Here is a 24,033-nt window from a genome sequence, read left to right on the forward strand (position 1 = left end):
CTACTCTAGCGAATTATTAGAGATATTAAACTTCTTCTTCATCCAGTTAAGTTCGGAATGATGGATTCTGCCAATGTGCTGTAGCTGGCCTACGACCAAGCTACGCGAAACTCCTATAGAAGCGGCAAAGCGAACTATCGACCTGAGATGTTTCGGAAGACTGCTTAGTTCTGCCCAGCGATCGGATGGGATTATTGCATCCTGGGCAAACTTATTTGCCTCATTCTCTAGCTTAGAGGAGCTGCCGGTCATTTCAATCTGGGTCTTTTGGTTTCGATGCAGGATCAAATGACCTAACTCATGAAAGAAAGCAAACCAGAAATGATCATCAGTTTGGTAGCGGCCACTAAGTAAGAGAAGTGCTCGAGATGGCGATAGCCATCTAGTTGCTCCAGTCGCGCGGCACCCTTGTGGAGGTTTTTCGACGATGACAGCAACCCCGAAGCTTGCACAGATGGAAGCCAGCTTGGATATCATTAGTTTGGTGTCTTTGATCCGAGTCAGCCTCCGAATTGTAGAGATCGATTCGCGTGCCAGTTGGTCAGACCATTCTTGGCAGTCGGTTTGATCTGCTAACAATTCGCCTCTCCGAAGCCAGGAAGCTACTGAGGCAATCTCAGATTCAAAGGCAAAAGTGTGCTTGAAGTTAGTTGAAAGCACAACTGGAGGCCAGTAATTAGACCACTCTGTAGGAGAACTGACTCCAAAAAAATCTAGTACTGCCTGGCGATTTCCGTCTAAACTTTTATCTGCAATCCAGCCAAGGCGAACCAGTTCACGAACGGGTAGCTGCTTTAACCAGTTAGAGTCAGATGTTTGCTCTTCGCGGTAGCCAGTCTCTCGCTGAATCCAAAAGGACTTGGAGGGTCCTATCGTGCGTGCTAGGTCTGCTGCAACCTCCTCGTCTATGTGGAGAGTCCCTTTGAAGAGCATGTCACACTGGGTCTCTGTCCATCCAATATTGGCTTGGAAGTCATCAAGATTCATCCCGCGTGACCAAAGCATCCTGCTGACGGTCTTGCCTGGGCATGACACCCAGGAGTCGGCGCATGAGTTAATCATGATTTTACTTGGATAGAAGTAATCTTGACACGACGTACGAATGACCAATCTACAATATTGCCTTGCCGGACGTCGCATGGTCGAGCGTGATTTTCCACGACTTGGATCTCGACACCAGAAGGCCCGCGCATTATCGCCTCACCGCGCACTTTGTCAATGACTTGCCAGATCATAGTAACAAGAAGTTCTTCCATTGACTCTGCCGCGGCCAGCTCGGCCATAGACGCAATTATATCTTCTGCTACGGCCACTCCGTGAGTGGCTTCGCAGGCTTCCTTGCTGGTAGTTATTCTGCGAAGGTCTGAGGTGGAATAAGCTACGATCATTCCTGGCCTTGTGCTTTATGGCTGACTGGCCTAACGGCACTCTTTGGGGAATGGTAGGACAACTGTTGGGTTTGCAGGCCTTCAAGGTGGAGAGTGGGCATTGATGCAGTTAAGGTCATGTAATCTCGATGATGAATCCAATCCGTTGTGCGAAGTTCAGAGCTGCTGGCCCTTTCTAGCTCGTTCTCCAGGTCTCTGTCGTTGACGAATCCCCCCCCCCGAACCCCACCCCGCGACTGTTCACAATCCCCCTCTCGCCTCGGAATCAGATGCCAGTGGGCATGAAACACTGACTGCCCTGCCGCTTCGCCTGAGTTCAACCCCACATTCCAGCCGGAAATCGCTTCGTCCTGTGAACTGAGCCGCTCACGTCGCTTCCTGAGCAACTCCACCACGGCGTTCCACTCCGGCTGGTGCAGCGTCATCCCGTCTGCATCGTGCCGCCGTGGAATCACCAAGCTGTGCCCCCCGCTCACCGGGTAGGCATCGGCGATGCAGAGCGCCAGCTCGTTCTCCAGCAGCACCCGGCCGCTGCCCTCCAGCGCGCAGAGCACGCAGCCCGCTTCGCGGTGGCCGTAGCTGGCCTGCACACCGCGGAAGTCGGTGCGCCCTCTTGCGTAGGCAAACAGCCGTCGCGCTTGCTGGCGTTGCAGCGGAAGCAGAGGGCCTGCAGGTTGCTGATGGCGTCGGAGCCGCCCTGTATTCACCGAGCCGCTGATCGGGCTGCGGTGGGCAAACACCTCCTCGCCGCGCTGCTCGCGGAAGGCATCGAGGCGCTGGCGGCAGAGCTCCAGCAACGCGTCGCGCTCGCCATCGCTCAACGCGTCGCCGCCGATCAGGCTGTCGTGGCCATCGCCATAGGCGGTGATGCCGTTGAAGCTGAACCCGGCCCACCATGCGCTTCCCAGGATCCGCTGGGCCACGTTGTGGGCTGGGGCGGGGCTGCGGCGGCCCAGCAGTTCCATGAGCATCAGGGGTTGGTCGAAGGGGCTCATGCGCATGCGCTTGGCGATGTACGCGCGGAGGCGAAGGAAGGCCGCACAGGGGCTGTTAGCCATGGAGTTGATGGTGGTGGCTGCCGGGTGACCGGGCCAGGTTTGGTTTTGGGCGGCCCGTCAGGCTGGCTCCCCTGCTGGGAATCCTTCTGGTGTGGGCGCGTGGCGGCTGCATCCGACCCGGCTGCGGGTGTGGGTGTGCCGCCCCAGTCCGTTTGCCTAGAGAGAGTCAGCATCCCGCCCACCGCTGCAAGACTGGTGCCACTGGAGGGCGCCATGCAGGAAATTCTCTTCGTCGTCGAGGAAGCCGAGGACGGCTCCTACCGGGCCAGTGCAGCCGCTGCCGCCATCCACACCGAGGCCGACACGCTTGAGGACCTCCACCAGGAGATCCGCGACGCCGTCGTCTGCCACTTCGATCCGGGCCAGGCGCCGCCGCTGATCCGCCTCCATCACGTGAGGCAGGAACTGCTGGCCCTGTGAGGATTCCGCGGGACGTCAACGGCCAGCTCCTGGCCGAGCGCCTGCGGCGCCATGGCTACGTGCTGACGCGTCAAACAGGCAGTCACATGCGGCTGAGCCGAAGCTCTGACGGCCAGCAGCAGCACCTCACCATTCCAGCCCACAAGCCCCTGAGGGTCGGCACTTTGCGGCAGATCCTCAAGGATTTGGCCAGCCAGCTGGGCTGCTCGATCGAAGAGCTGATCGGCAGCCTGGATCTTTGAGGGCTGGGCTGTGTGGCCGATCTTTCGGATGAGCACCCGGCCCACCATGCGCTTTCCAGGATCCGCCGGGCCACGTCCTGCGCGGGGGCGGGGCTGCGGCGGCCCAGCAGTTCCATGGGCATCAGCGGTTGGTCGATGGGGCTCATGCGCATGCGTTCGGCGATGAACACGCGCAGGCGAAGGAAGGCAGCGGAGGGGCCGGAGGCCATGGAGCGATGCCGGCGGCTGCGGGGCGACCGGGCCAGGTTTGGTTTTGGGCGGCCCGGCAGGCGATCGCCCCTGCTGGGATCCCCTCTGGCGTGGCTGTGCCGCCCCAGTCTCCGACCCGTGCTCTCGTCCGTGGCGTGGAAAAGGGCCCGTCGTTGTAAGGGTGGACGGCAGGCAGACGGGAGAGAACCGGGATCCAACAGCCTGTCCCGAGGACGGGGGCGTTCTGATTCGGAGATGCCCCAGAGAGCCGAAAAGGTATAGAATAAGCGCCCTATGGAGTTCGCGTTCGATCCGGTCAAGAGTGATTCCAACCTTGCCAAGCACGGCATTGACTTCCTTGCTGCCCAGCAGCTCTGGAACGATTCGGAGCTCCTGGAGGTTCCGGCCCGCACCACCGGAGAGCCAAGATTTCTAGTGATCGGCAGGATCGGCCTCAAGCACTGGTCGGACGTGATCACCTATCGCGACCGGCGCATCCGATTGATTTCCGTTCGGCGGTCCAGACCCGAAGAGGTGGAGCTCTATGAACAGTTCTGATTTCGATCAACGTTTTGATGCTGGCGAGTCCGTGCTCGAGGCCCTCGACCTCGGCGGTGCCCGTCGCCGTCGACTGGAGCAGAAACGCGTCAATGTCGACATCCCCGTGTGGATGATCGACCAGCTCGATCGTGAGGCCAGCCGGCTCGGTGTCACCCGTCAGTCGATCATCAAGGTGTGGCTGGCGGAGCGGCTGGAGCAGCGGACGTCTACGTGAACCCCGAGCTGTGACGTCTATCCAGAAGGATGAGGCCGCACCCCAATGGGATCCAGCAGCCGCAGCGCTTTACGCGCTCCAGGCCATGGTTTGCGCCGGTCAGATGTGCCCCAACGTGATGCCCCTGTCGATAGGCACCATGCGATCAGGCGCTGATGGATCGCGCGGTTCGTACCTCCGGCCTCACCCGAACCGACTTCGTTCTGCAGGCGGCCCGCAATGCCGCCCGTGAACTGCTGGTGCAGCAGGCCTGGCAGGCCGTTTCGCCCGAGCACTTTGACCAGTTTCTCCGCCAGCTCGATGCTCCGCCCAGCCCCACGGATCGCCAGCAGCGCACCATGACGGCACCGCGGCCCTGGCAACGCTGATGGATCTGCTGGCGCCCCAGCCGCTGGCGCAGCACCACAGCACCGTCAGCTTTGACTGCGGCGACTCCAGCCTCGACCACTGGCTCCAGCAGCGTGCCCTGACCAACCAACAAAGCGGTGCGACGCGCACCTTCGTGGTCTGCCATGGTGACGATGTCGTCATGGCCTATGTGGCTCTGGCCTCCGGCGCGGTGGCCGTGGCCTCAGCCCCTTGGCGTTTCAGGCGCAATAGGCCTGATCCCATCCCCGTGGTGGTGTTGGCGCGGTTGGCGGTCTGTCGCCGTGTCCAGGGACACGGCATCGCTCGCGCCCTGCTCGCCGATGCGTTCGAGCGGGTGCTGCAGGCCAGCACACAGATCGGCGTGCGAGGCATCGTGGTTCATGCTGCCTCCGCGGAAGCCCGCAGCTTCTATCTCCACATGGGCTTTGATCCCTCACCCATCGACCCCGACACCTTGCTGATCCGTCTCTCGGATGTGGCTGCCACCTTGCCTTTCTGATCTCTGCGGCCCCGGGCGCATCGGCGAACGTGGTATTTCACTAAGCCACTGATCGGGCTGCTCGCGGAAGGCATCGAGGCGCTGGCGGCAGAGCTCCAGCAGCGCGTCGCGCTCGCCATCGCTCAGGCTGTCGTGGCCATCGCCATGGGCGGTGATGCCGTTGAAGGTGAACCCGGCCCACCATGCGCTTTCCAGGATCCGCCGGGCCACGTCCTGCGCGGGGGCTGGGCTGCGGAGGCCGGGCAGTTCCAGGAGCATCAGCGGTTGGTCGATGGGGCTCATGCGCATGCGCTTGGCGATGGAGTGCCGCAGGCGCCCGTAGGTGGCGGAGGGGGTCGGGGGCATAGGGGCTTCCTGGCTGGGGTGGCATTGGACCGTTGCCCAGAGGGCCAGCACAATGGACCCATGACCCGGACAGCACCGCCAACCCCTCTCACGGCCGAAGAGGTGCTCAACCGCCTCCGCCAGCGCCAGCTGGACTGGCACCGCCGTTTTCATGTGGTGGAGCTTGGCTTGTTTGGCTCCGTTGCCCGCGGCGATGCCCGCCCAGACAGCGATCTCGATGTCTGGGTCCAGCTGGACCCTCTCACGCCCTACGCCCTGGTGCACTTGAAGCAGGAGCTGGAAGAGCTGATGCAGTGTCCCGTCGACCTGGTGCGACTGCGGGAGCGTATGGCCCCAACCCTCCGAAAGCGTATTGAGCAGGAGGGGCTCACGGCGTGACGGAGGACCAGAAGGATGTCCTGTTGAGCCTCCTGAGCGCGCTCAAGCGTGCCCAGCGCAAATCCCAGGCTCTGATCGTCAATCCTGAGTTGCTGGATCAGGAGGAAGGAGAAGATGCTCTGGATGTGATCTGTATGCAGTTCCTCGCAGCCGGTGAATCTTTGAAGCGTTTGGAGCGCCTGTATCCTGGCCTCCTACAGAATCGTTATCCCCATATCGACTGGAAAGGGGCCATGGGTTTCCGCGATGTCATCGCTCACCAGTATTTTGATCTTGATGTTGAACAAATTCTTGTCATCTGTGAACAGTCGCTGCCCGGCCTGATCCATGCGGTTCAAGACCTGTTGGAGAACGGATGAATCGGCACCACGTAGCTCATGCGCCATGGCATCCATCTCTCCAGTTCCTTTGCCCCCTTTTGACCGTGCCTACAGTGAGTCCCTCGCTGGGTGTGGTGGCGATGGCGCCCATGTCTGACCTGCTGCAACTGCCGCCGAGCGAGCGGTTGGCCCTGGCGATCGCCCTCTGGGACAGCCTTGATAACCAGGCCCGTGATGGGGCGCTGCCGGTGAACCCTGCCCTCTACCCCGAACTCGACCGGCGCTGGGCGAACCATCGCGACGACCCCGAAGCGGCTGTGCCCTGGGATGAGGTGCGGAGCCAGCTTGGCATCGGATGACTCCGCCCTCAGTCCGCCGTCTACCTGAGGCGGTGGTGGATCTGCTGGAAACGCAGCGCTGGTACGACCGGATTGAGCCGGCGTTGGCTCGGGACTTCGCTGAAGCCTTCGCTGCTGCGGTGGAGCGCATCCGCCGCGATCCCCGATCCTTCCCCCTGATTCACGGGCAGACCCGCAGGCTCGTGCTGCGGAGGTTTCCCTATGCCGTGTACTTCCGAGAGCAGGGTGCTGAATCCTGGTGATTGCCCTGCACGGCCGTCAGGATCCCCGGCGCTGGCAGCAGCGCACCTGAACGCACCACTGCTGGGTGAGACAGGGGTGGCACTTGTGGAGGAGAAGCCCCGGCGATCACCCTGGCCCACGAATGCTCCCCCATGCAGACAACGCGATCGTTGACGAAGCCAAGATCTGCGACTATCTGCTCTCAGACACGCATCCAGTTGGTCGCTTCAAGGCAAGCGTCTTTAGTTCACTCGGCTACACCGTTGAATCCTGGACCCGACTTCGTGATGATCTGCTCCACCATGGCCAGACTGGGACGGTTCAGCGGATCGAGATCAGAGCCTATGGGATGAAAGTAGTCATCAGTGCTACGTTGAAAGGCCCCAACGGAGCATCCAGACCATTCAGAACGGTCTGGCTGATCCCCGATCATTCCAGACAGCCAAGGCTCGTCACCGCATTTCCGGAGTAAGTCATGTTCGTCTTGCACCAGACAGTTGCTCTCACCCACGACATTCCTGAGGCTGGTCTGCAGTTGGGCGATCTCGGTGCTGTCGTAGCTATTCACGACCCGGCAAATCTCGAGGTTGAGTTTGTCGCTGCATCGGGACGCACCCAATCGCTGTTGACGCTTTCAAGCAGCAGCCTCCGAGCAATTGGTGATCAGGATCTGATCGCTGTGCGTTCATTGGCTACGGCCAATCCCTGAGATTCGACATCGTTCAGCTTCTCGCTTGCCAGGATCCGCCGGGCCACGTCGTGCGCCGGGGCGGGACTGGCTGTTGCCTGGTAAATCAGAGGCCCAGCAGTTCCTGCAGCATGAGCGGTGGGTCGATGTGGCTCATGCGCATCTGCTCGGCGGTGGTCTCGCGCAGGCGCTGGCGGGTGTGACAGGGGGTGGCACTTGCGGAGGAGAAGCCCTGTCGCGATGCCATGCCCTCCATCACCCCCCTCGGCCAGACCTGGCGGGTTGCCTACGATGAATCCACTGAAAGAAGCAGAGGCTGTGCATACGTTCTCCGCCGTCATCGAGCGCTGCGCGGACACAGGAATGCTTGTGGGCTATGTCCAGGGCTTCCCCGGCGCCCACAGCCAGGGGGAGACCCTCGATGAGCTGCAGGCCAACCTCCAGGAGGTGATCGCCATGCTCCTGGAGGACGGCGAGCCGGTCCTGGAAAGCGACTTCGTGGGCCTGCAGCAGATCGTGGTGCCGGCATGACCCTGGAGGAATTCCTCAGCCACCGCTGAACCACGAACCTCAAGCGTCTGCCTTCCGCGATGGTCTGCCCCCATGCAGTCCCCCGACCAGGAAGCGCTGCCAGAGTGGGCGGGCTTACGGCGCTCCATGCCCCACCACGGCCTGCCCCTGGCCCCCCTGATCGACCTGGACCGCCTCCTGGAGGCCGGCCTGGGGCGCGACCCGGCGGCAGCGGCGCTGCAGGATCTGGTCCACAGCCTCAGCTGGGCCGAGCTCGAGCGGCAGGCGGAGCGGCTGGCCCGGGCCTACCAGCGGCTGGGCCTGCGGCGGGGCGACCGGATCGCCTCCCTGATCCCCAACCGGGTGGAGCTGGTCGTCCACTACCTGGCCGGCCTGCGCAGCGGCCTGGTGCTCACGCCGCTCAACTACCGCTATGTGTCCCCGGAGATCGACCATGCGCTGACGGTGAGCGGCGCCGCGGCCCTGGTGTTCCACGGCGAACGGCTGGCCGATGTGCAGGCCAGTGCCGTGGCGGGCGGGCTGCCCCTGGGCTGCCATCGCATCGACGATCCCACCGGTTTCGAGCCCCTGCTGGCCGCGGCACCCGCCGGCGCTGAGGCCCAGCCCTGGCCCGATCTGGCCGCCCACGAGCCCTGCTTTCTCTTCTTCACCTCCGGCAGCACTGGCCGGCCCAAGGGTGTGACCCACACCCGGGCCAGCTTTGCCGCCGTGCTCACCTCCCTGATCCAGGCCGTCGAACTGCGGCCCGGCGAGGAGGTGCTGGCCGGCAGCTCCCTGGCCCACCTCGCCTCCTGTGGCCTTGTCCTGGCCGCCCTGGCCGCCGGCGCCTCCGCGGCGATCGCCAGCCGCATCGATGCGGCCACCGTGGAAACCCTGCTGCGGCGCCACCGGCCCTCGGTGCTGCTGATGCTGCCCGCCGCCCTGTTCGAGCTGCTGCGCAATGACCAGCTCCAGCCGACGGATCTGGGCTCGGTGCGGCTCTGCATCAGCGGCGGCGACAAGGTGCCCCATCAGCTGCAGGAGGAGTTCCGCCGGGCCGCCGGCTTCGGGATCGACGAATGCTTCGGCATGAGTGAGATCGGCTACGCCACCCTGGCACCCCCGTCGGGCCCGAACCGGATCGGCTCCGTCGGCCGGCTCTGCCCGGGCTTCAGCGCCAGCCTGCGCGATGAGGACGGCAACGAGATGGCCCCGGGCGAGCAGGGCCGCCTCTGGATCCAGGCGCCTTCGATGATGACGGGCTACTGGGACAACCCCCAGGCCACCGCCGACACCATCCAGCAGGGCTGGCTGGACACCGGCGATGAGATGCGGGTCGACGCCGACGGCTTCTTCTGGTTCTGCGGCCGCCGCAAGCAGATCATCGTCCACGACAGCTCCAACATCTGCCCCCAGGAGGTGGAGGAGGCGCTCTCGGAGCATCCGGCCGTGGATCTGGTGGGGGTGATCGGCATCCAGGACCCGGTGCACGGCGAGAACGTGCGGGCCTACCTGACCCTCCGCCACGACCAGCCCGCCCCCAGCGAAGCCGAACTGATCGCCTTCGCCCGGGCCCGCGTCGGCTACAAGGCGCCGGAGGAGATCCGTGTGCTCAATCAGTTGCCCCTCACCCCCGTGGGCAAGACCGACCGGCTGGCCCTGCGGCAGCTGGCGGCGGAGGGGCTGCATGCCGGTTGAGGCCTCCCTGCTCGACTGGATCGGCAACCGCGGGCGCCGCTGCAGCGTCGGCGAGGCGGCCGCCGGCACCGGGCTGTCCCTGCAGGAGGTCGAGCCGGCGCTGCTGGCCCTGGTGGCCGAGGTGTCCGGCCATCTGCAGGTGGCCGAGGACGGCACCCTGCTGTTCGTCTTCCCTCCGGCGCTGCGCATGCGGCTGCTGGCCCTCAGCGGCCGCCGGCGCCTGCAGGCCCGGCTGCAGGCGGCCCTGCGTCTGGCCGCCCGGCTGATCCGGCTCAGCTTCGGGGTGGTGCTGCTGCTGGTCACCACCCTGGTGGTGGTGATCCTGTCGGTGCTGCTGATCGTGCGGCTGTTCACCAGCGACGACGGCGACGATGCCGGCCTGGCGTTGCTGCAGGGGCTGGCCCAGGTGCCCCTCTCGATCCTGGATCTGCTCGCCTCCGGCCTCCGGGCCCCGGCGCGCGGGGGTTCCTCCTCTGTCACGCCGCAGCAGCTGTGGAGCCTGCTCTGGGACCTGCCCGGCGAGGGCGCCGATCCGGCCGCCCTGGGCTTCCTCAGCGCCGTGTTCTCGATCCTGTTCGGCGATGGCGATCCCAATGCCCGCCTCGAGCCGCAGCGCTGGCGCCGCATCGGCGCCGTCCTGCGCCAGCGCGGTGGCGTGGTGATCGCCGAGGACCTCGCCCCGCTGCTCGATCTGCCCGACTGCCCCGCCGATCCCGACCGCCGCCGCGACCTCGCCGATGCCGCCATGCTGCCGGTGCTGCTGCGCTTCGACGGCCGCCCCGAGGTGAGCGAGGACGGGGATCTGATCTATGGCTTCCCCTCCCTGCCCGCCAGAGCGGCCCGCGTTGATGGGCCGGTGCCGCCCCTGCGCGAGCGGGCCTTTCGCTTCAGCCGGGCCGGCGTCGGGCAACGGGCCGCCTATGGCCTGATCGTCGGGGCGCTGCTGGTGCTCGCGCCGTGGCTGCTGGCGATCACGCCCGCCTGGCTGCCCCCCGTGGCCTGGCTGGCCCGATTCGCCATCGGCTACGCCCTGTTGCTGCTGCTCCTGCCCCTGGCCCGCCTGCCGCTGCAGCACTGGCGCAACCGTGCCATCGCCGCCCGCAATCGGCGCCGCCAGGCCTGGGCCCAGGCGACCCGCCACGCCGATCCCCAGCTGAAGCGACGCCGCGGCGCCGCCCGCCGACTGGGCGCCACCGAGGCCGGCCGGCCGGCGCCGCGCGTCGTGTACGACAGCGGCCGCGATCTCCTGGAGCAGTCCATCGACGACCTGGCCGCTGGGCCCCGGCCGCCCGCCTGAGACAATCCACGCTCGCCTGTGCCCAGCGAAACCCATGTCCGTTCTCGGCAGAGAGGCGATCCTGCAGGCGATCGAAGCGGGCGCGATCGGGGTCACGCCTTTCGTTCCCGAGCGGCTGGGCCCCGCCTCCCTCGACCTCACCCTCGCCCCCACCTTTCGGGTGTTCCGCAAGGTGCACGAGGTGATCGAGGTGCGCGAGCACACCGACTACCGGACGCTCACCGAAAAGATCGTGGTGCCCCCGGGCCAGCACATTCTGATCATGCCGGGCGAAACGGTGCTGGGCATCACCCAGGAGCGGCTGCGTCTGGGCCCCGGCCTCTGCGGCTGGCTGGAGGGCCGCAGCCGTTTCGCGCGGCTGGGCCTGATGGTGCACATCAGCGCCCCCTTCATGGGGCCGGGGATCGACAGCCAGCAGGTGCTGGAGATGAGCAACTTCGGTCCCGCTCCGCTTGCCGTGCATCCCGGCACCGCGATCTGCCAGTTCGTGTTTCAGAAGCTGCAGGGCATCGAGAGCTACGCCGGCCGCTTCGCCGGCCAGACGGAAGACTCCTTCTGACCGTTCCAATCTCTTGATGCTGGGCGGCGGGCCTCACCCCAGGTCGTTGATCAGCACGATGCGGTAGCGGGCGTTGCCGGAGCGGAGGTGATCCAGGGCTTCATTCGCCTTCGACAGGGGGAAGAACTCCGTGGTGGGAGCGATGCTGTGGCGACAGCTGAACTGCAGCATCTTGTCGGTGGTGGAAGGGCTCCCCAGGGGTGAGGCGGAAAGGCTCTTCTGCCCGAGAATCATCGGAAAAGCGGCCAGGGCGATCGGTTCAGGGACGGCCCCCACGGTGTGCAGCCGGCCCTTGGGTTTGAGGGCGGCGATGTAGGTGTTCCAGTCGAGGTTGGCGTTGGTGGTGTTGAGGATGAAGTCGAAGCTGCTCGCCGCCCCGGCCAGCTCTTCGGCGTTGCGCGAGTTCAAGGTGCGATGGGCGCCCAGCTGGAGCGCTTCCTCCCGTTTCGAGTCGCTGGTGGTGAAGGCGGTGACGTCGCATCCCCAGGCCCGCAGAAACTTCAGGGCCATGTGACCCAGGCCGCCGATCCCGATCACCGCCACGCTGTCGGTGGGTTGGATGCCGAGCTCCACGATCGGGTTGAAAACGGTGATCCCTCCGCAGAGCAGGGGGCCGGCCTTCTCAGCATCAAGGCCTTCCGGCAAAGGAGCCACCCAGGTCCATTTGGCCCGCACCCGTGTGGCGAAGCCTCCGTGACGACCGACGATGGTGGCCTCGGCTTTGAGGCAGAGGTTCTGGTTGCCGGAAAGGCATTGATCGCAGGCACCGCAACTGCCGGAAAACCAGCCCAGCCCAACCCGATCGCCGATGCTCAGGCGCTTCGTGTGCTCCCCGAGGGCGACAACCCGCCCGATCACTTCATGGCCGGGAACAAATGGATAGGCGGTCATGCCCCAATCGTTGTCGAGCATGGAGAGATCGCTGTGGCAGATGCCGCAGCTCTCCACGGCGATCTCCACCTCTTCGCTGCCCAGCGGGCCGGGGGTGTAGGCGAAGGGTTGGAGCGGTTGCCCGGCACCGGGGGCAGCCAGGGCCTGGATCGGTGCGGTCATGGGATCGGCGGGCATGGAAACCTGGGAAGCGATCCTAGGCAGAGCGGCCCATCCCTGTCCGCCTCACCTTGATGTGACCCCCCATCCAGCCTGGCGCCTCAGAAAATCCCCAGTGTCTTCTTCTTGCAGTAGCCCGCCCCGATGTTCATCCAGCCCGAAAGACAGGGCTTGCCGTTGGTGGGCCGCACCTCGTAGTAGATCGGCGAATTGCAGTGCTGCTTGAGGTCATTCACATACCCCAGCGGACATTCGTTGTAACCCGGCAGCTTGGGAATCCGCTTCTGGGCCAGGGCCGGCCCGGGAATCAGCACCGGCAGGGCCAGAAGCGCAGCGGCCAGGGCGAGGGGTGGTTTCGGCATCTTTCGGCTCCTCACATCTTCAAACCCTAGGGGCCGCTGGCCGGCGGCGCCTTCGTGACGACGGGCGCATAGCCGCGGGGCAGCAGGTTCCAGTCGGCGTTGAAGACATGCACCCGGCGGGTGGCCTTGCCGCTCGTTTCGAACGGCAGGCCGGCATGGGCCCAAGCCAGGGCGCTGCCGGCCAGGTTGCGCACCGCGAAGCCCCGGCCCCTGAGCTCCCGGGTGTAAAGGCCGCTACGCAGGCCGATGGTGCAGTACGGAACCACCAGCCAGGAGCGGTAGCGGGCGCTGTTGCGCTCGAAGTCCTCCTTCGTGATCGCCCCGGGCAGCATCGAGACGCGCCGTTCGTGCGGCTCGCGCACATCGACCAGCACCGCCGGCCGGTCCATGGGCCGCGCCAGCCACTCGGCCACGGAGATCTCCGGCTGGCCGGGAAACAGCAGACGCTTCATGCCCCCATAACGGCGCCCCACCTCGGCCGCCAGCGCGTTGTCGGCGGTGCCCGGGGCCGGCCCACCGCGGCCCACGCCGAGCCCGTGCAGCGCCAGCCCGACCGCAACAGCGACCATGGCGGCGGCGCTGGTGGCGGCGACGACCACGCGCCGCCGCCGCCGCCGGCGCCGGCCCGGGGCCGTCATGGCGGGGGGGTCTCCTGGCACCGTGGGCTCCATGGCTTCAGCCTGGCGCAGGGATGGCCGTGGCGGCGGTGCCCCCAGGCCATGTCGTTTCGCCCCTGGCCCCCAGACTGAGCCTCACGACCTGCCCAGCGCGCGGGCACCCCAGCAACGCCATGCCGACCCATCCCCTGCCGCCGATCGCCGGCCGTGAAGCCGAGATCCTGGCCCTGGTGGAGCAGCCCCGGACCGTGGCGCTGCCCCAAAGCAACCTGCAGCTCGCCTCGATCACCTCGGCCTTCGCCTGTGCGCTGCACATGCACCAGCCCACCATCCCCGCCGGGGCGGACGGGGCGCTGATCTCGCACCTCCAATACATGCTCGAGCACCCCGGCGAGGGCGACAACCACAACGCCGAACCCTTCGCCCACTGCTACCGGCGCCTGGCCGACCTGATCCCCCAGCTGATCGCCGAGGGGGCCAACCCGCGGATCATGCTCGATTACTCCGGCAATCTGCTCTGGGGGTTCCAGCAGATGGGCCGCGCCGACATCCTCGAGGCGCTGACGTTCCTGGCCTGTGATCCCTCGGTCGTGCCCCATGTGGAGTGGCTCGGCACGTTCTGGAGCCATGCCGTCGCCCCCTCCACGCCGATCCCCGATCTGAAGCTGCAGATCCTGGCCTGGCAGCACCACTTCGCGGCCCTCTTCGGCGCCGAGGCCCTGCAGCGGGTGAAGGGCTTCTCGCCCCCGGAGATGCACCTGCCCAACCACCCCGACACCCTTTTCGCCTTCGTGAGCGCCCTGCGCGACTGCGGCTACCGCTGGCTGCTGGTGCAGGAGCACAGCGTCGAGAACCCCGATGGCAGCCGCCTCAGCCGGGAGCAGACGCTGCTCCCCAACCGGCTGGTGGCCCGCAGCTCCAGCGGCGAGGAGGTGGCGATCACGGCGCTGATCAAGACCCAGGGCTCCGACACCAAGCTGGTGGGCCAGATGCAGCCCTGTTACGAGGCCCTGGGGCTGGGCCGGATTCCCCTGGGCGGCACGTCGGTGCCGGCGCTGGTGGCCCAGATCGCCGATGGCGAGAACGGCGGCGTGATGATGAACGAGTTCCCGCCCGCCTTCCTCCAGGCCCATCGGCGCCTGGCCGAGCAGGGCAGCGGCAGTGCCGGCACGGTGGCGATCAACGGCAGCGAGTTCCTCGAACTGCTCGAGGCCGCCGGGGTGGGCGACTCTGCCTTCCCGGACATCCAGGCGGTGGGGCAGCACCGGCTGTGGCAGCGCGTCGGCGCCACCCCCACCCCGCAGGCCCTGGAGGCGGCCATCGCCGAGCTCCAGGCGGGCGACCCCTCCTTCTCCATGGCCGGCGCCTCCTGGACCAACGACCTCAGCTGGGTGGAGGGCTACGCCAACGTGCTGGAACCGATGAACCAGCTCAGCGCCCGCTTCCACCAGGTGTTCGATCCCCTGGTGGCCGAGGATCCCGCCGTGACCCGGAGCGAGCCCTACCAGGAGGCCCTGCTCCATGTGTTGCTGCTGGAGACCAGCTGCTTCCGCTACTGGGGCCAGGGCACCTGGACCGACTACGCCCGCGACATCCATCAGCGCGGGGAGGCCGCGATCGCCAGGGGCGCCTCAGCCGTGGGCGCCGTCGGCTGAAGCGCCTTCCGGGAGCGGAGCCACCTCGGGGAAGTACCTGGCCATGCAGGCATTGCAGACGCCGTGGGAGAACTCGACGTTGTCGTGGCTCTTGATGAAGGATTCCACGGTCTGCCAGTAGCCCTGATCGTTGCGGATGCCCTTGCAGTAGGAGCAGATCGGGATCAGGGTCTCCATCACCTCGATGCGCTCCAGGGCGGCGGCCAGCCGGTCGGAGATCCGCTTCAGTTCCAGCTGCAGCACCACCTGGTGGGCCAGGGTCTCGAGGGAGCGGATCTGCAGGTCGCTGAGTTCCCGGGGCCGTTGATCGATGACGCAGAGGGTGCCGATCTTGGCCCCCGACGGTGTGCACAGGGGCACCCCCAGGTAGAAGACGATGTTGGGTTCGCTGCAGACCAGCGGATTGTCCCGGAAGCGTTCGTCCTCACGGGCATCCCGGACCACGAGGGTCTGGTCGCCGAGAATCGCGTGGGCGCAGAAGGACACATCCCGGCTCGTTTCGCTGGCCGCCAGACCTACCCGGGACTTGAACCACTGACGATCCGCATCCACCAGGCTGATCAGGGCGATCGGCGCCTCGCAGAGCTGGGCGGCCAGGAAGGTGATGTCGTCGTACGACTGCTCGCTCTCCGTGTCCAGGATGCGGTAATCGTTCAGGGCCTCCAGCCGTGCCGCCTCGCGGGGAGCCACGTTCGCGCGCATGGGGAATCCCCTCCTTTGATCGAACGTAGGCAAGGCCTTTCGGGGGCCCCGCCGCGGTTCACATCTCCTCACCCCTGCCCCGATGGGCGCCGGGTCGGTAACGCTCGGGATGCTGACCGGGTAGACCAGAGGATTGGCTCGCGCGGAGGACGTCTGGCCGGTCCGTTCACCCGTCTGTTCGGCGATCCCAGCGCCGGATGGAGCCGCCAGCGGATTCGCGGCGAGAGTGTGCTGCTGGCCGCCATGATCTTCGCCGTCGCGGGGGTGGCTCTCAGCGCCAGTTACTGGAACGCCACCCGACTCCTTCGCAACCAGGTGCGCGACAACCTGCACAACCTGGTGAGCGTCGCCGCCAGCACGATGGATCCGACCCTCGTCTCCGCGATCACCAGGCCGGAGCAGACGGGGGATCAGGACTACCGCCGCGCCACCGCACCCCTGCTGCGGCTCCGCAGGCTCGTGCCCGACATTTTTTACGCCTACGTGTTCATCGTCACGCCGGAAGGACTTCGCTACACGCTCGACAGCACCTATTACATCCAGAACCCCGGCGTCCCCGCCAGCGCCGTCAGCGTCGGTGACCTCTACGTCGATCCCTCCGATGATGCCCGGCGTGCCGCCCGTACCGGCATGGTCACCGTCAGCACCAGGCCTTACACCGATCATTTCGGATCCTTCATGAGCGGCTTTGCCCCCATCCGCGACCGCGATGGGGAGCTGGTGGGTTTCGTGGGGATCGACATCTCGCTGGCCCAGCTGCGACGCAAGGAGTTCCCGCTGCAGCTCTCCTATCTGCTCGGCCTTCTCGGCAGTGCCGGGTTCTCGGTGCTGGCGGCCAACTTCCATCGCCGCTCCCTCAAGGCCCGTGCCAGGGCTTTCGGGGCCATGGCTTCCGCCGAACGGGCCAAGAGCACCTTTCTCGCCACCCTCAGCCACGAGATCCGCACCCCGCTCAACGGGGTCATCGGCATGACCGGGCTGGTGCTGGCCACGGAGCTCTCACCGCAGCAGCGGGAGTGTCTCGACATCGTCCACAGCTCCGGGGAATCCCTGCTCACCCTGCTCAATGGCATCCTCGACTTCACCAAGATCGAGTCCGGCCACCTGGAGCTGGAGCTGGCCCCCTGCCTGCTGCGTCCCCTGCTGCAGGACACCATCGCCGCCTGCTCCAGCCTCGCCCTGGCCAGGTCGATCGATCTGGTCCTGGTGGTGCCGTCGGAGCTACCTGAGGCCATCGTCACCGACGCGATCCGCCTGCGCCAGATCCTCCTCAACCTGATCGACAACGCCATCAAGTTCACCGAAGCCGGCAGCGTCGTGGTCTCGGTGGAGGCCGGAGACCTGGCGGCGCGGGCGGGGGCTGGGCCGAACCCACCCCAGCAGGAAACCACCCTGCTGGAGTTCGCCGTCGCCGACACCGGTGTCGGCATCGCCGCCGACCAGCTGGAGCGCCTGTTCCAGCCCTTCTCCCAGCTGGGCACCACGGCCAACGCCCCCCGGGCCGGCACCGGCCTGGGGCTGGCCATCAGTCGGCAGCTCGTCGCGGCCCTCGGCGGCACGATCGAGGTGGAGAGCACCCCCGCCCGGGGCAGTGTGTTTCGCTTCCGCCTGCCCGTGCAGGCGGTGGACGCCGCTAGCGCCGCCGCTCCTGACGCTTCTCCCGCTCCCGAGCCGTCCCTGCCGCCCGTGGACCAGTTCGCGGCGCGCCATCCGCTGCGCATCCTGCTGGTGGACGACAGCGCCGTGAACCGGCGGCTCTGCGACCTGATGCTGCGTCGGCTCGGCTACGAGCCCCACGCCGCCGTCGATGGCCAGGAGGCGCTGGAGTGTCAGCAGCTGCTCAAGCCGGACCTGATTCTGATGGATGTACAGATGCCCCGGCTCGATGGCCTGGAGGCCACCCGCCGCATCCGCTCCTGCAGCGGGCGGCCGGACTGGCCCTGGATCGTCGCGCTCACGGCCTTCACCAGCGGCGAGGACCGGGAGACCGCCCTGCGGGCGGGCATGAACGATGTCCTCGCCAAGCCGCTCAAGGCCGAGGCCCTCATGGCCAGCCTGGTCGCCGCCCATGCCCGTGGCCTGCCCTTCCCAGCCAGGGATGGCAGCCCACCATGGCCTGGATCGCCGAACCCTGGCCCGGGAGCGTGATCGTCGGGCCCACCCACCACGGCACACCTGGTGGAGCCTCCTGTTCGCTGCCGAAGGGGCAGGGGGGGACTCGAGTGTCTTCAGGGCTCAGTGAAGCTGAGCCCTGATCCGGCGTTGTCGCAAGAGACTGATCGACCTGTTGACGGGCCTACGCCATGGTGAAGGGCTTCCCTGCCAGCACGGAGAGCCAGGTGGCGGAGGCGAGGGTTCCGGAGGCCAGCACACCCATGGACCGGATCACCCAGCTGTTCTCCAGCCAGATCACAGCCACGCTGGCCATCACGAAAAAGAGAAGCCCGGCCCAGAGAATGATGCCGCGATGAAGCCTGCCGATTCCCATGGCCAGGCTGAGTTTCAGGAAACCCGCCATCGCCTCCGTTCCCCTGTGCGATGGAGCCAGCGGGGTCCGGGGGGCCGGACGCAGGCCTGACGATTCTCCCAGCTGTGCGCGCTCAGGTTCGCCAGGTCGTGATCAGCCCTTGGCCGATGGTGTAGATCCCCGCCGCCAACAGCACCAGGCTGCTCACCCGGGTGAGGGTGTCGGCGTGGTCGAGCAGTCGCCGGGAGGCGCTCATCAGGCCGACCCAGAGGCTGGAGGCGGCAATCACAGCGGTGTACCCCAGGGCATAGCTCACCATCGTCAGCACGGACACCGCGGTGGAGCCGGTGACCGCGGCTGCGGCAAGCACCGAGAACAGCACCGGACTGGCACAGGGGGAGCTCACCAGAGCAAAGCCCATCCCCACCAGGAACGGACCGCCGGCAGCAGGCAGCTCGGGCAGGCGGGGCAGCGTCAGCGGCAACCAACCGCCCAGGTTCAGGCCCATCAGCAGGATGATCAGCCCCACCACCAGATGGACCGGGCCGCGGTGGTCCACCACGATGGCTGAGGCGAACGAGGCGATCAGCCCGAACAGGCTCAGCACCACGACGGTGCCGGCGACGAATCCCGCCACCCTGCGGATGGCCTGGAGTCGGCTGATGGGCCCGAGGGTGCCGATGTAGCTGAGGTTCAGCGGCAGCATGGCCAGCACACAGGGCGACACGCTCGCCAACACCCCGCCGCAGAATGCGAACAGGGGAAGCAGAAGGCCCGGCCCAGCGGGCAGGGCCTCGAGCCGATCGGCGTAGGCCTGCGACGCTGACTGGATCGCCAGATCCATCCGCATGCCGATCACGGGCAGCCAATGGAGCGCCAGCCCCCCCAGCAGGGCCAGCCCACCCACGAGCATGAGAAAGGCCAGGCCTTTCCTGCGGAGGGCAAAGCTGCTCACGGTTTGATCATCGACTGGGCTTTCTTGATCGCCGCGATGTAGGCGCGCTCATCGGTGCTGGCACGGAACGTCTGCACCGTGGCGCCGCTGGCAGGATCGATCACGGCCACCAGCGAGGGCTGGCTGCGGTTGGCCTCCAGGAACGGACCAAGGCCGAGGGCACGGGCTGTTTCGCGCGATTTCGTCAGCTGGGTGGCATTGGAGACGTCGAACTTCAGGAACGTGGCCTTGCCGGCCTGCTGTTGCCGAAGGGAGCGCAGGGTCGGGCCGATCGCCTGGCACTTCGAGCACCAACTGGCATAGATGTCGACCACGACGGGTTTGCCCTGCAGCGAGGGGGCGAGGGAGCCAGCCCGTGCCTGGGCGACCCTTTCGGTGACAAGCGTGGCGGATGGCCAGGTGCCGGTCGCCAACGGTCCAGGCAGCGCCAAGGCGTGGGTTCCCCCGAGCGTGAGAGCCAGAGCGGTGAGGGGAGCAGTGAGCGGATGAGGCATGGCGGCCCTGAACGTGACTGCCCTGAGTACCGCCACAGGCGCCAACCGGATGTCCTCAGGGCAGGGTGAAGCCGGAGGTGTTGAGGTGCTTGAGGTCGAGCATCACCACCGTGACCCACACCAGCAGGGCCAGGCCGGCGAGGGAGCCGATCACCAGGAGCAGGCCGACGATCACCGACCGGGGGGTATCACTGTCGTTGGCCACGGGCAGGGGGCGAGCTGGGGCCACTGTCCCACGGCCCGGCGGCCTCAGACTGTCGCCTCGACTGGTTCACCGGCGTCGGCCAGCACCAGCCGCAGCAGCACCGGCGCCAGGAAGGTGGTGCCCATCACCATCAGCAGAATCGCCGCCTCCAGCGACGGCCCCAGCACCCCGGTCTGGGTGCCCAGCCCCAGAAAGATCAGGCCCACCTCGCCCCGGGGCATCATCCCCAGCCCCACCGCCAGCCGGTTGGTGGGCCCGCTGCTGAGATAGCTCCAGCCGGCCGCCACCTTGCTGACCACGGCGGCCGCCAGCAGGAAGCCCGCCATCACCAGCCCCTCGTGGTTGGCGGCGTTGAAGGGGTTGAGCACCGAGAGGTCCATGCCGCTGCCGATCAGCACGAAGAACACCGTGGCGAACAGGGCCACCAGGGGCTTCACCGCCTCCTCGATCGCGTGCCGGTGCCGCGAGCCGCTGAGGATCAGGCCACCGGCGAAGGCCCCCAGGGCCGCCTCCAGCCCGAAGGCCTGGGCCGCGAAGCAGGCCAGCGACATCACCAGGAAGGCCGCTACCACCACCTCGCCCGGGGCCTTGAGGCGATCGAGCAGCCAATCGAAGGGGGGGGCGGCGGTGCGGCTCAGGAACAGGGCCACCACCACGAACACCCCGGCTGCGGCGATCAGCTTCAGGATCGGGCCGAGGCTGAAGCCTTCGCCGCCCGCCAGGGCCACCACCACCGCCAGGATCACGATGCCGAGGATGTCGTCGAGCACGGCGGCGCCGATCACCGTCTGCCCCTCCCGGGTGCGCAGGAACTTCAGCTCCCCCAGCACGCTGGCGGTGATGCCGATGCTGGTCGCGGTCATGGCGGCACCGGCGAAGATCGCCGGCAGCAGCGGCACGCCGAACAGGAACTGCAGGCCGAAGGTGCCCAGGGCGAAGGGCAGCACCACCCCGGTGAGGGCCACCGTGATCGCCTGGCCCCCCACCGCCATCAGCTCGTCGAGTTCGCTCTCCAGGCCGGTGAGGAACAGCAGAGCCAGCAGGCCGATCTTCGCCACCGCCTGGAGATTGCTGAACCCGTGGTCGTAGATCTCCCGCACCTGGTCGGGGCCCACGTGGGCGAGGGCGGCGATGCTGCCCTCGGCGAGGGCGTTGAGCTGGCCCCCCAGCTCCGGCGCCAGGATCAGGTGCAGCCCGGAAACGCCGATCAGCACCCCCGCCACCAGCTCGCCGAGGATGGCCGGCAGGCGGAAGCGCACCATCAGCTCCGCCAGGGCCCTGGCGGCGAACAGGATCACGATGAAGCGGCCCACCTCGATCAGGGTCTCGGCCGCCTCGATCTGGTGGCCTCCGGTTGCGAGCAGCAGGGTGGGAGCGTCCATGGCGGACCGGCTGGGGCGATGGGCCAAATCCTTTCACCCCATCGCCGGGAGCGGGCCAGGGATCAGCGGACCGGGATCACGGGAGCGGATCAGCGGCCGTTGCGGGCAGGAATGGCCGGTCCCGGCAGACTGAAGGGCCAGCCGTCTCCGCCGCCCGCATCGATGGCCAGGTTCAACCGCAAGCCCAGGCCGCCGGAAGGCGGGCAGCCGGTCTCTCTGGGGGTCGTGGTCGCCATCGGCCTGCTGCTGGCCGGCCTGCCGCTGCTGCTGCTGCTCAACCAGCAGCACCCTGGCGACCCGCTCAAGATCCGCCGCGAACTGCGCAAGTTCTGAGCCCGCCCCCCCGTGACCCTGCTCCGCCGCCGCCGCTGGTTCCTGTTGCTGCTGGGGGGCCTGCTCGCCGCCACGATGCTGGCCGGCATGGCCGGCTGGGCCGGACCAGCCGCCAGCCCGGCCGATCCGCTGCCCTCCTGGAATCCGGGGGCGGCCCGGGACGGCATCCTCGGCTTCGTCCGCCAGACCACGGACCCCGCCAGCCCCGGCTTCGTGCCGCCCGCCGAGCGCATCGCCACCTTCGACCAGGACGGCACCCTCTGGGTGGAGCAGCCCGTGTACCCGCAGGTGCGCTTCATCCTCGAGAAGGTGCCCGGGGCGGTGACCACCCGGGAGAACCTGGAGCGGCTGGCTGCCACCGCCCTCAGCGGCATGCCCCTGGAGACCTTCAAGGCCGATGTGCGTCAGTGGCTGGCCACAGCCCGCCATCCCCGCTGGCGGCGCCCTTACACCGCGCTCACCTACCAACCGATGCAGGAGCTGCTGCGCTACCTGCGCGCCAACGATTACAAGACCTACATCGTCACCGGCGGCGGCCAGGACTTCGTGCGGGTCTACGCCGAGGAGGTGTATGGCATCCCGCCCGAGCAGGTGATCGGCAGTGCCGGCGCCACCCGTTATGGCTACGACAGCCAGGGCCGGCCCTTCCTGACCAAGGAGCCCCGGCTGCTGCTCAACGACAACGACGCCGGCAAGCCGGAAGGCATCCAGCTGATGATCGGCCGGCGACCCATCGCCGCCTTCGGCAATTCCACCGGCGACCGGCAGATGCTGGAGTACACCAAGGCCGGTGCCGGCCCGCGGCTGGCGATGCTGGTGCTCCATGACGATGCCCACCGCGAATACGCCTACGGCCCGGCTCTGGGGCTGCCGGACACGCGGGTGGGCCGATTCACCCAGGAACTCCACGACGAAGCCCGTCGGCAGGGCTGGATTGTGATCAGCATCAAGAACGATTGGCGGCGCCTCTTCGCCTTCGACCGGTGATGGCCCTGCTCGCCACTGCGTTCTAGGGTTGATGTCTCTCCATCCTTCGCCATGAAAGTCCTGGCCCTCTCCCTGCTGAGCGCTTCGCTCGTCTTCGGTGTCGGCCCGGCGGCCCAGGCCCAGCCGCGCTGCACCTTCCTGCAGCCGATCGGTGGCGATGGCACCACCCCGATCGTCTCCAAGCGGGTCGGCGCCGCCAAGCTGATCGGCAAGGAGAACTGGAACACCGACTTCATCGTCAACCAGCCCTACAGCAGCTTCAAGTTCTTCTTCACGGCCAACTCCTCCGACGCCAACGCCAAGTACCCCGTTGAGGGCTTCATGAAGTTCAGCGATGGCAGCAATCTGCAGGTGATCAATGAAGTCATGAACCCGCCGATCGGCACCGGTCGCATGTTCGGCCCCTTCCCCGCCATTCCGGGCAAGCAGGCCAGCCAGATGAACTTCAAGGTGGGGGCCAGCAGCGACCCCGGCGCCCTGGGCTTCAGCTACCGGATCTCGGTCCAGGGCTGCCTTTAGGCATCGATCCGATGCTGCTGCCCCTGCTGCTGGCCCTCTCACCGGCGCCCGGTCCGGTGATCGCCAATGGGCCCGTGGTGGCTGTGCTGGAGAACCGACGCCAGCCCAAGCCCGATGGCATGGATGAGGTCCAGCCGGTGGCCACCGTCCGGGTGGACGGAAAGGTGGTGGGCCAGCTGATGGGGGCGCTTCGGATCGGCCCCGGCAGCATCGATTCGGTGCTGCAGGTGGTGGAGATGGATCCCGCCAACCCCTACCCGGAGGTGCTGCTCTCCACGTTCACGGGCGGCGCCCACTGCTGCAACGACACCCGCGTGCTCACCAGCAGCCCCGATGGCCGCCGCTGGTTCGAGGTGCGCCGCGATCCGGTGAATGGCGGCCCCAACGGTGCCAGCGACCCGCTCGGTAACGGCCGCTTCCTGCTGGTGGATGTGGACAACCGGTTCCTTTACCAGTTCGCCAGCTACGCCGGCAGCAGCGCCCCCAGCCAGATCTGGCAGCTGGAGGGGCCACGCTTTGTCGACATCAGCCACCAGCCGGCGGTGTTGCCCCTGCACCGGCGCCGGTTGCAGGAGATGGAGAGCTGGTTCAAGCAGCCCGCCGATCAGCGCACCGAGGCCAATGGTTTCCTGGCCGCCTGGGTGGCCACCAAGGCGCTGGTGGGGGAATTCGACAGCGGCTGGAAACGGATGCTGGGCCTCTACGACCGGAGCTCCGACTGGGGGCTGACCTCCTGCGAGGCCGGCTACAACGACAAGGGTGAGTGCCGGCAACCGGAACGGCGCTATGCCAGCTATCCCGAGGCGCTCCGGGCTTTCCTGCGCCGCACGGGCTACCTGCCGTCGGCGTCCCCCTGACGCTGGGGGGGCCGGCTCAGCCCAGAAAGGTCATGGTCAGGCTCACCAAGGCCAGGCCGGTGAGGCCGGTGGCGGTCAGCAGTCCGATGGATCGGTGCACGGGGAACTCCCTCATAGGCAAAATCTAGAGCA

Annotated in this window: 37 protein-coding genes; 22 read left to right on the top strand and 15 right to left on the bottom strand. The window is 66.8% G+C overall.

Features of this window, described 5'->3' with window-relative positions:
- The 4 genes from VB738_RS11080 to VB738_RS16465 form a co-directional block, all read right to left on the bottom strand.
- Positions 1–987 carry an ImmA/IrrE family metallo-endopeptidase gene (locus VB738_RS11080; RefSeq protein ID WP_323305785.1) on the bottom strand — a complete coding sequence of 329 codons (987 nt, stop codon included), beginning with the start codon at positions 985–987 and terminating at the stop codon, positions 1–3.
- A 71-nt stretch (positions 988–1,058) separates the two neighbouring features.
- Positions 1,059–1,283 (bottom strand): hypothetical protein, encoded by a 225-nt coding sequence (locus VB738_RS11085; RefSeq protein ID WP_323305786.1) that lies wholly within the window; start codon positions 1,281–1,283, stop codon positions 1,059–1,061.
- Between the two features lie 101 nt (positions 1,284–1,384).
- Complete coding sequence (locus tag VB738_RS16460) at positions 1,385–1,942, bottom strand: HIT family protein (RefSeq protein WP_416233177.1); 558 nt, start codon at positions 1,940–1,942, stop codon at positions 1,385–1,387.
- On the bottom strand, positions 1,861–2,091 hold the full coding sequence (locus VB738_RS16465) for an HNH endonuclease (RefSeq protein ID WP_416233178.1): 231 nt from the start codon (positions 2,089–2,091) through the stop codon (positions 1,861–1,863). The genes VB738_RS16460 and VB738_RS16465 overlap by 82 nt, the downstream gene beginning before the upstream one ends.
- Positions 2,092–2,641: 550 nt before the next feature.
- Between VB738_RS16465 and VB738_RS11095 the strand changes: the two genes are divergently transcribed.
- The 6 genes from VB738_RS11095 to VB738_RS11120 all read left to right on the top strand — a co-directional run bounded on the left by VB738_RS11095 (position 2,642) and on the right by VB738_RS11120 (position 4,940).
- Complete coding sequence (locus VB738_RS11095) at positions 2,642–2,866, top strand: 2-oxoisovalerate dehydrogenase E1 subunit beta (RefSeq protein WP_323305788.1); 225 nt, start codon at positions 2,642–2,644, stop codon at positions 2,864–2,866.
- The gene (locus VB738_RS11100; RefSeq protein ID WP_323305789.1) at positions 2,863–3,108 is read left to right on the top strand and encodes a type II toxin-antitoxin system HicA family toxin; all 246 of its coding nucleotides are present in this window, start codon (positions 2,863–2,865) and stop codon (positions 3,106–3,108) included. Before VB738_RS11095 ends, VB738_RS11100 begins: the two co-directional genes overlap by 4 nt.
- Before the next feature lie 483 nt (positions 3,109–3,591).
- On the top strand, positions 3,592–3,855 hold the full coding sequence (locus tag VB738_RS11105; RefSeq protein ID WP_323305790.1) for a BrnT family toxin: 264 nt from the start codon (positions 3,592–3,594) through the stop codon (positions 3,853–3,855).
- Positions 3,842–4,072 carry a type II toxin-antitoxin system BrnA family antitoxin gene (brnA, locus tag VB738_RS11110; protein ID WP_323305791.1) on the top strand — a complete coding sequence of 77 codons (231 nt, stop codon included), beginning with the start codon at positions 3,842–3,844 and terminating at the stop codon, positions 4,070–4,072. The genes VB738_RS11105 and brnA overlap by 14 nt, the downstream gene beginning before the upstream one ends.
- 155 nt (positions 4,073–4,227) lie before the next feature.
- Positions 4,228–4,440 (top strand): DUF1778 domain-containing protein, encoded by a 213-nt coding sequence (locus tag VB738_RS11115; RefSeq protein ID WP_323305792.1) that lies wholly within the window; start codon positions 4,228–4,230, stop codon positions 4,438–4,440.
- The gene (locus VB738_RS11120; RefSeq protein ID WP_323305793.1) at positions 4,440–4,940 is read left to right on the top strand and encodes a GNAT family N-acetyltransferase; all 501 of its coding nucleotides are present in this window, start codon (positions 4,440–4,442) and stop codon (positions 4,938–4,940) included. Before VB738_RS11115 ends, VB738_RS11120 begins: the two co-directional genes overlap by 1 nt.
- On the opposite strand, the gene VB738_RS11125 is transcribed toward VB738_RS11120, so the two are convergent.
- Entirely contained in the window at positions 4,875–5,285 is a 411-nt protein-coding gene (locus VB738_RS11125; protein ID WP_323305794.1) for a hypothetical protein, read from the bottom strand. The two genes, VB738_RS11120 and VB738_RS11125, sit on opposite strands and share 66 nt — an antisense overlap.
- Before the next feature lie 60 nt (positions 5,286–5,345).
- Between VB738_RS11125 and VB738_RS11130 the strand changes: the two genes are divergently transcribed.
- The 6 genes from VB738_RS11130 (at position 5,346) to VB738_RS11155 (ending at position 7,273) form a co-directional block, all read left to right on the top strand.
- A complete protein-coding gene (locus VB738_RS11130; RefSeq protein ID WP_323305795.1) occupies positions 5,346–5,663 on the top strand; it encodes a nucleotidyltransferase family protein in 318 nt (105 codons plus the stop codon).
- Positions 5,660–6,022 (top strand): DUF86 domain-containing protein, encoded by a 363-nt coding sequence (locus tag VB738_RS11135; protein WP_323305796.1) that lies wholly within the window; start codon positions 5,660–5,662, stop codon positions 6,020–6,022. The genes VB738_RS11130 and VB738_RS11135 overlap by 4 nt, the downstream gene beginning before the upstream one ends.
- A gap of 101 nt (positions 6,023–6,123) precedes the next feature.
- On the top strand, positions 6,124–6,342 hold the full coding sequence (locus VB738_RS11140) for an addiction module protein (protein WP_323305797.1): 219 nt from the start codon (positions 6,124–6,126) through the stop codon (positions 6,340–6,342).
- A 35-nt stretch (positions 6,343–6,377) separates the two neighbouring features.
- On the top strand, positions 6,378–6,584 hold the full coding sequence (locus tag VB738_RS11145; protein ID WP_323305798.1) for a hypothetical protein: 207 nt from the start codon (positions 6,378–6,380) through the stop codon (positions 6,582–6,584).
- A gap of 122 nt (positions 6,585–6,706) precedes the next feature.
- On the top strand, positions 6,707–7,036 hold the full coding sequence (locus VB738_RS11150; RefSeq protein ID WP_323305799.1) for a DUF6883 domain-containing protein: 330 nt from the start codon (positions 6,707–6,709) through the stop codon (positions 7,034–7,036).
- A 3-nt stretch (positions 7,037–7,039) separates the two neighbouring features.
- Positions 7,040–7,273, top strand: a complete 234-nt coding sequence (locus tag VB738_RS11155) for a DUF4926 domain-containing protein (protein WP_254972442.1) — start codon at positions 7,040–7,042, stop codon at positions 7,271–7,273.
- 85 nt (positions 7,274–7,358) lie between these two features.
- On the opposite strand, the gene VB738_RS11160 is transcribed toward VB738_RS11155, so the two are convergent.
- On the bottom strand, positions 7,359–7,499 hold the full coding sequence (locus tag VB738_RS11160; RefSeq protein ID WP_181280148.1) for a hypothetical protein: 141 nt from the start codon (positions 7,497–7,499) through the stop codon (positions 7,359–7,361).
- 71 nt (positions 7,500–7,570) lie between these two features.
- Here VB738_RS11160 and VB738_RS11165 point away from each other — a divergent pair, with 71 nt between their 5' ends.
- From VB738_RS11165 to dcd, 4 genes are all read left to right on the top strand, one after another.
- A complete protein-coding gene (locus VB738_RS11165) occupies positions 7,571–7,783 on the top strand; it encodes a type II toxin-antitoxin system HicB family antitoxin (RefSeq protein WP_323305800.1) in 213 nt (70 codons plus the stop codon).
- A 126-nt stretch (positions 7,784–7,909) separates the two neighbouring features.
- Positions 7,910–9,460: a class I adenylate-forming enzyme family protein gene (locus tag VB738_RS11170; RefSeq protein ID WP_323305801.1), complete on the top strand. Its 1,551-nt coding sequence runs from the start codon at positions 7,910–7,912 to the stop codon at positions 9,458–9,460.
- Positions 9,450–10,757, top strand: a complete 1,308-nt coding sequence (locus VB738_RS11175) for a hypothetical protein (protein WP_323305802.1) — start codon at positions 9,450–9,452, stop codon at positions 10,755–10,757. The genes VB738_RS11170 and VB738_RS11175 overlap by 11 nt, the downstream gene beginning before the upstream one ends.
- 34 nt (positions 10,758–10,791) lie before the next feature.
- Positions 10,792–11,316, top strand: a complete 525-nt coding sequence (gene dcd, locus VB738_RS11180) for a dCTP deaminase (protein WP_323305803.1) — start codon at positions 10,792–10,794, stop codon at positions 11,314–11,316.
- A gap of 33 nt (positions 11,317–11,349) precedes the next feature.
- Here dcd and ahr read toward each other — a convergent pair whose 3' ends face one another.
- From ahr to VB738_RS11195, 3 genes are all read right to left on the bottom strand, one after another.
- On the bottom strand, positions 11,350–12,369 hold the full coding sequence (gene ahr, locus VB738_RS11185) for an NADPH-dependent aldehyde reductase Ahr (RefSeq protein ID WP_323305804.1): 1,020 nt from the start codon (positions 12,367–12,369) through the stop codon (positions 11,350–11,352).
- A 98-nt stretch (positions 12,370–12,467) separates the two neighbouring features.
- Positions 12,468–12,728, bottom strand: coding sequence for a hypothetical protein (locus VB738_RS11190; protein ID WP_323305805.1), 261 nt, complete (start codon positions 12,726–12,728; stop codon positions 12,468–12,470).
- A 26-nt stretch (positions 12,729–12,754) separates the two neighbouring features.
- Positions 12,755–13,399, bottom strand: a complete 645-nt coding sequence (locus VB738_RS11195; RefSeq protein ID WP_323305806.1) for a rhodanese-like domain-containing protein — start codon at positions 13,397–13,399, stop codon at positions 12,755–12,757.
- 119 nt (positions 13,400–13,518) lie between these two features.
- On the opposite strand from VB738_RS11195, the gene VB738_RS11200 reads away from it, so the two are divergent.
- Positions 13,519–15,000, top strand: coding sequence for a glycosyl hydrolase family 57 (locus VB738_RS11200; protein WP_323305807.1), 1,482 nt, complete (start codon positions 13,519–13,521; stop codon positions 14,998–15,000).
- On the opposite strand, the gene VB738_RS11205 is transcribed toward VB738_RS11200, so the two are convergent.
- A complete protein-coding gene (locus VB738_RS11205) occupies positions 14,977–15,702 on the bottom strand; it encodes a GAF domain-containing protein (RefSeq protein ID WP_323305808.1) in 726 nt (241 codons plus the stop codon). The two genes, VB738_RS11200 and VB738_RS11205, sit on opposite strands and share 24 nt — an antisense overlap.
- 243 nt (positions 15,703–15,945) lie before the next feature.
- On the opposite strand from VB738_RS11205, the gene VB738_RS11210 reads away from it, so the two are divergent.
- Positions 15,946–17,850: an ATP-binding protein gene (locus tag VB738_RS11210; protein WP_323305809.1), complete on the top strand. Its 1,905-nt coding sequence runs from the start codon at positions 15,946–15,948 to the stop codon at positions 17,848–17,850.
- Positions 17,851–17,998: 148 nt separating this feature from the next.
- Here the strand turns inward: VB738_RS11210 and VB738_RS11215 are convergent, their stop codons facing one another.
- The 5 genes from VB738_RS11215 to VB738_RS11235 form a co-directional block, all read right to left on the bottom strand.
- The gene (locus VB738_RS11215) at positions 17,999–18,220 is read right to left on the bottom strand and encodes a hypothetical protein (protein ID WP_323305810.1); all 222 of its coding nucleotides are present in this window, start codon (positions 18,218–18,220) and stop codon (positions 17,999–18,001) included.
- 82 nt (positions 18,221–18,302) lie between these two features.
- Complete coding sequence (locus tag VB738_RS11220; protein WP_323305811.1) at positions 18,303–19,124, bottom strand: cytochrome c biogenesis protein CcdA; 822 nt, start codon at positions 19,122–19,124, stop codon at positions 18,303–18,305.
- Positions 19,121–19,654 carry a thioredoxin family protein gene (locus tag VB738_RS11225; protein ID WP_323305887.1) on the bottom strand — a complete coding sequence of 178 codons (534 nt, stop codon included), beginning with the start codon at positions 19,652–19,654 and terminating at the stop codon, positions 19,121–19,123. Before VB738_RS11225 ends, VB738_RS11220 begins: the two co-directional genes overlap by 4 nt.
- A gap of 19 nt (positions 19,655–19,673) precedes the next feature.
- Positions 19,674–19,847 carry a hypothetical protein gene (locus VB738_RS11230; protein WP_323305812.1) on the bottom strand — a complete coding sequence of 58 codons (174 nt, stop codon included), beginning with the start codon at positions 19,845–19,847 and terminating at the stop codon, positions 19,674–19,676.
- Between the two features lie 20 nt (positions 19,848–19,867).
- Positions 19,868–21,205 (bottom strand): cation:proton antiporter, encoded by a 1,338-nt coding sequence (locus tag VB738_RS11235; RefSeq protein ID WP_323305813.1) that lies wholly within the window; start codon positions 21,203–21,205, stop codon positions 19,868–19,870.
- Between the two features lie 162 nt (positions 21,206–21,367).
- Here VB738_RS11235 and VB738_RS11240 point away from each other — a divergent pair, with 162 nt between their 5' ends.
- The 4 genes from VB738_RS11240 to VB738_RS11255 are packed head-to-tail and all read left to right on the top strand — an operon-like array spanning position 21,368 to position 23,901.
- A complete protein-coding gene (locus tag VB738_RS11240; RefSeq protein ID WP_323305814.1) occupies positions 21,368–21,538 on the top strand; it encodes a hypothetical protein in 171 nt (56 codons plus the stop codon).
- A 12-nt stretch (positions 21,539–21,550) separates the two neighbouring features.
- Positions 21,551–22,525 (top strand): HAD family hydrolase, encoded by a 975-nt coding sequence (locus VB738_RS11245; protein ID WP_323305815.1) that lies wholly within the window; start codon positions 21,551–21,553, stop codon positions 22,523–22,525.
- Positions 22,526–22,576: 51 nt separating this feature from the next.
- A complete protein-coding gene (locus VB738_RS11250) occupies positions 22,577–23,044 on the top strand; it encodes a hypothetical protein (protein WP_323305816.1) in 468 nt (155 codons plus the stop codon).
- Positions 23,045–23,055: 11 nt separating this feature from the next.
- A complete protein-coding gene (locus VB738_RS11255) occupies positions 23,056–23,901 on the top strand; it encodes a hypothetical protein (RefSeq protein WP_323305817.1) in 846 nt (281 codons plus the stop codon).
- Positions 23,902–24,033 lie beyond the last annotated feature (132 nt).

The sequence above is a fragment of the Cyanobium gracile UHCC 0139 genome (genome assembly GCF_034931325.1).
GTDB classification, from domain to species: domain Bacteria; phylum Cyanobacteriota; class Cyanobacteriia; order PCC-6307; family Cyanobiaceae; genus Cyanobium; species Cyanobium gracile_B.

Coding starts and splice junctions, on each gene's coding strand:
- VB738_RS11175 (WP_323305802.1), top strand. CDS start 9,450: ATGCCGGTTGAGGCCTCCCTGCTCGACTGGATCGGCAACCGCGGGCGC.
- VB738_RS11240 (WP_323305814.1), top strand. CDS start 21,368: ATGGCCAGGTTCAACCGCAAGCCCAGGCCGCCGGAAGGCGGGCAGCCG.
- VB738_RS11200 (WP_323305807.1), top strand. CDS start 13,519: ATGCCGACCCATCCCCTGCCGCCGATCGCCGGCCGTGAAGCCGAGATC.
- dcd (WP_323305803.1), top strand. CDS start 10,792: ATGTCCGTTCTCGGCAGAGAGGCGATCCTGCAGGCGATCGAAGCGGGC.
- VB738_RS11150 (WP_323305799.1), top strand. CDS start 6,707: ATGCTCCCCCATGCAGACAACGCGATCGTTGACGAAGCCAAGATCTGC.
- VB738_RS11160 (WP_181280148.1), bottom strand. CDS start 7,499: ATGGCATCGCGACAGGGCTTCTCCTCCGCAAGTGCCACCCCCTGTCAC.
- VB738_RS11105 (WP_323305790.1), top strand. CDS start 3,592: ATGGAGTTCGCGTTCGATCCGGTCAAGAGTGATTCCAACCTTGCCAAG.
- VB738_RS11155 (WP_254972442.1), top strand. CDS start 7,040: ATGTTCGTCTTGCACCAGACAGTTGCTCTCACCCACGACATTCCTGAG.
- VB738_RS11210 (WP_323305809.1), top strand. CDS start 15,946: ATGATCTTCGCCGTCGCGGGGGTGGCTCTCAGCGCCAGTTACTGGAAC.
- VB738_RS11080 (WP_323305785.1), bottom strand. CDS start 987: ATGAATCTTGATGACTTCCAAGCCAATATTGGATGGACAGAGACCCAG.
- VB738_RS11170 (WP_323305801.1), top strand. CDS start 7,910: ATGCCCCACCACGGCCTGCCCCTGGCCCCCCTGATCGACCTGGACCGC.
- VB738_RS11235 (WP_323305813.1), bottom strand. CDS start 21,205: ATGGACGCTCCCACCCTGCTGCTCGCAACCGGAGGCCACCAGATCGAG.
- VB738_RS11130 (WP_323305795.1), top strand. CDS start 5,346: ATGACCCGGACAGCACCGCCAACCCCTCTCACGGCCGAAGAGGTGCTC.
- VB738_RS11115 (WP_323305792.1), top strand. CDS start 4,228: ATGGATCGCGCGGTTCGTACCTCCGGCCTCACCCGAACCGACTTCGTT.
- VB738_RS11120 (WP_323305793.1), top strand. CDS start 4,440: ATGGATCTGCTGGCGCCCCAGCCGCTGGCGCAGCACCACAGCACCGTC.
- VB738_RS11140 (WP_323305797.1), top strand. CDS start 6,124: ATGGCGCCCATGTCTGACCTGCTGCAACTGCCGCCGAGCGAGCGGTTG.
- VB738_RS11195 (WP_323305806.1), bottom strand. CDS start 13,399: ATGGAGCCCACGGTGCCAGGAGACCCCCCCGCCATGACGGCCCCGGGC.
- VB738_RS11250 (WP_323305816.1), top strand. CDS start 22,577: ATGAAAGTCCTGGCCCTCTCCCTGCTGAGCGCTTCGCTCGTCTTCGGT.
- ahr (WP_323305804.1), bottom strand. CDS start 12,369: ATGACCGCACCGATCCAGGCCCTGGCTGCCCCCGGTGCCGGGCAACCG.
- VB738_RS11125 (WP_323305794.1), bottom strand. CDS start 5,285: ATGCCCCCGACCCCCTCCGCCACCTACGGGCGCCTGCGGCACTCCATC.
- VB738_RS11085 (WP_323305786.1), bottom strand. CDS start 1,283: ATGGCCGAGCTGGCCGCGGCAGAGTCAATGGAAGAACTTCTTGTTACT.
- VB738_RS11255 (WP_323305817.1), top strand. CDS start 23,056: ATGCTGCTGCCCCTGCTGCTGGCCCTCTCACCGGCGCCCGGTCCGGTG.
- VB738_RS11215 (WP_323305810.1), bottom strand. CDS start 18,220: ATGGCGGGTTTCCTGAAACTCAGCCTGGCCATGGGAATCGGCAGGCTT.
- brnA (WP_323305791.1), top strand. CDS start 3,842: ATGAACAGTTCTGATTTCGATCAACGTTTTGATGCTGGCGAGTCCGTG.
- VB738_RS11205 (WP_323305808.1), bottom strand. CDS start 15,702: ATGCGCGCGAACGTGGCTCCCCGCGAGGCGGCACGGCTGGAGGCCCTG.
- VB738_RS11190 (WP_323305805.1), bottom strand. CDS start 12,728: ATGCCGAAACCACCCCTCGCCCTGGCCGCTGCGCTTCTGGCCCTGCCG.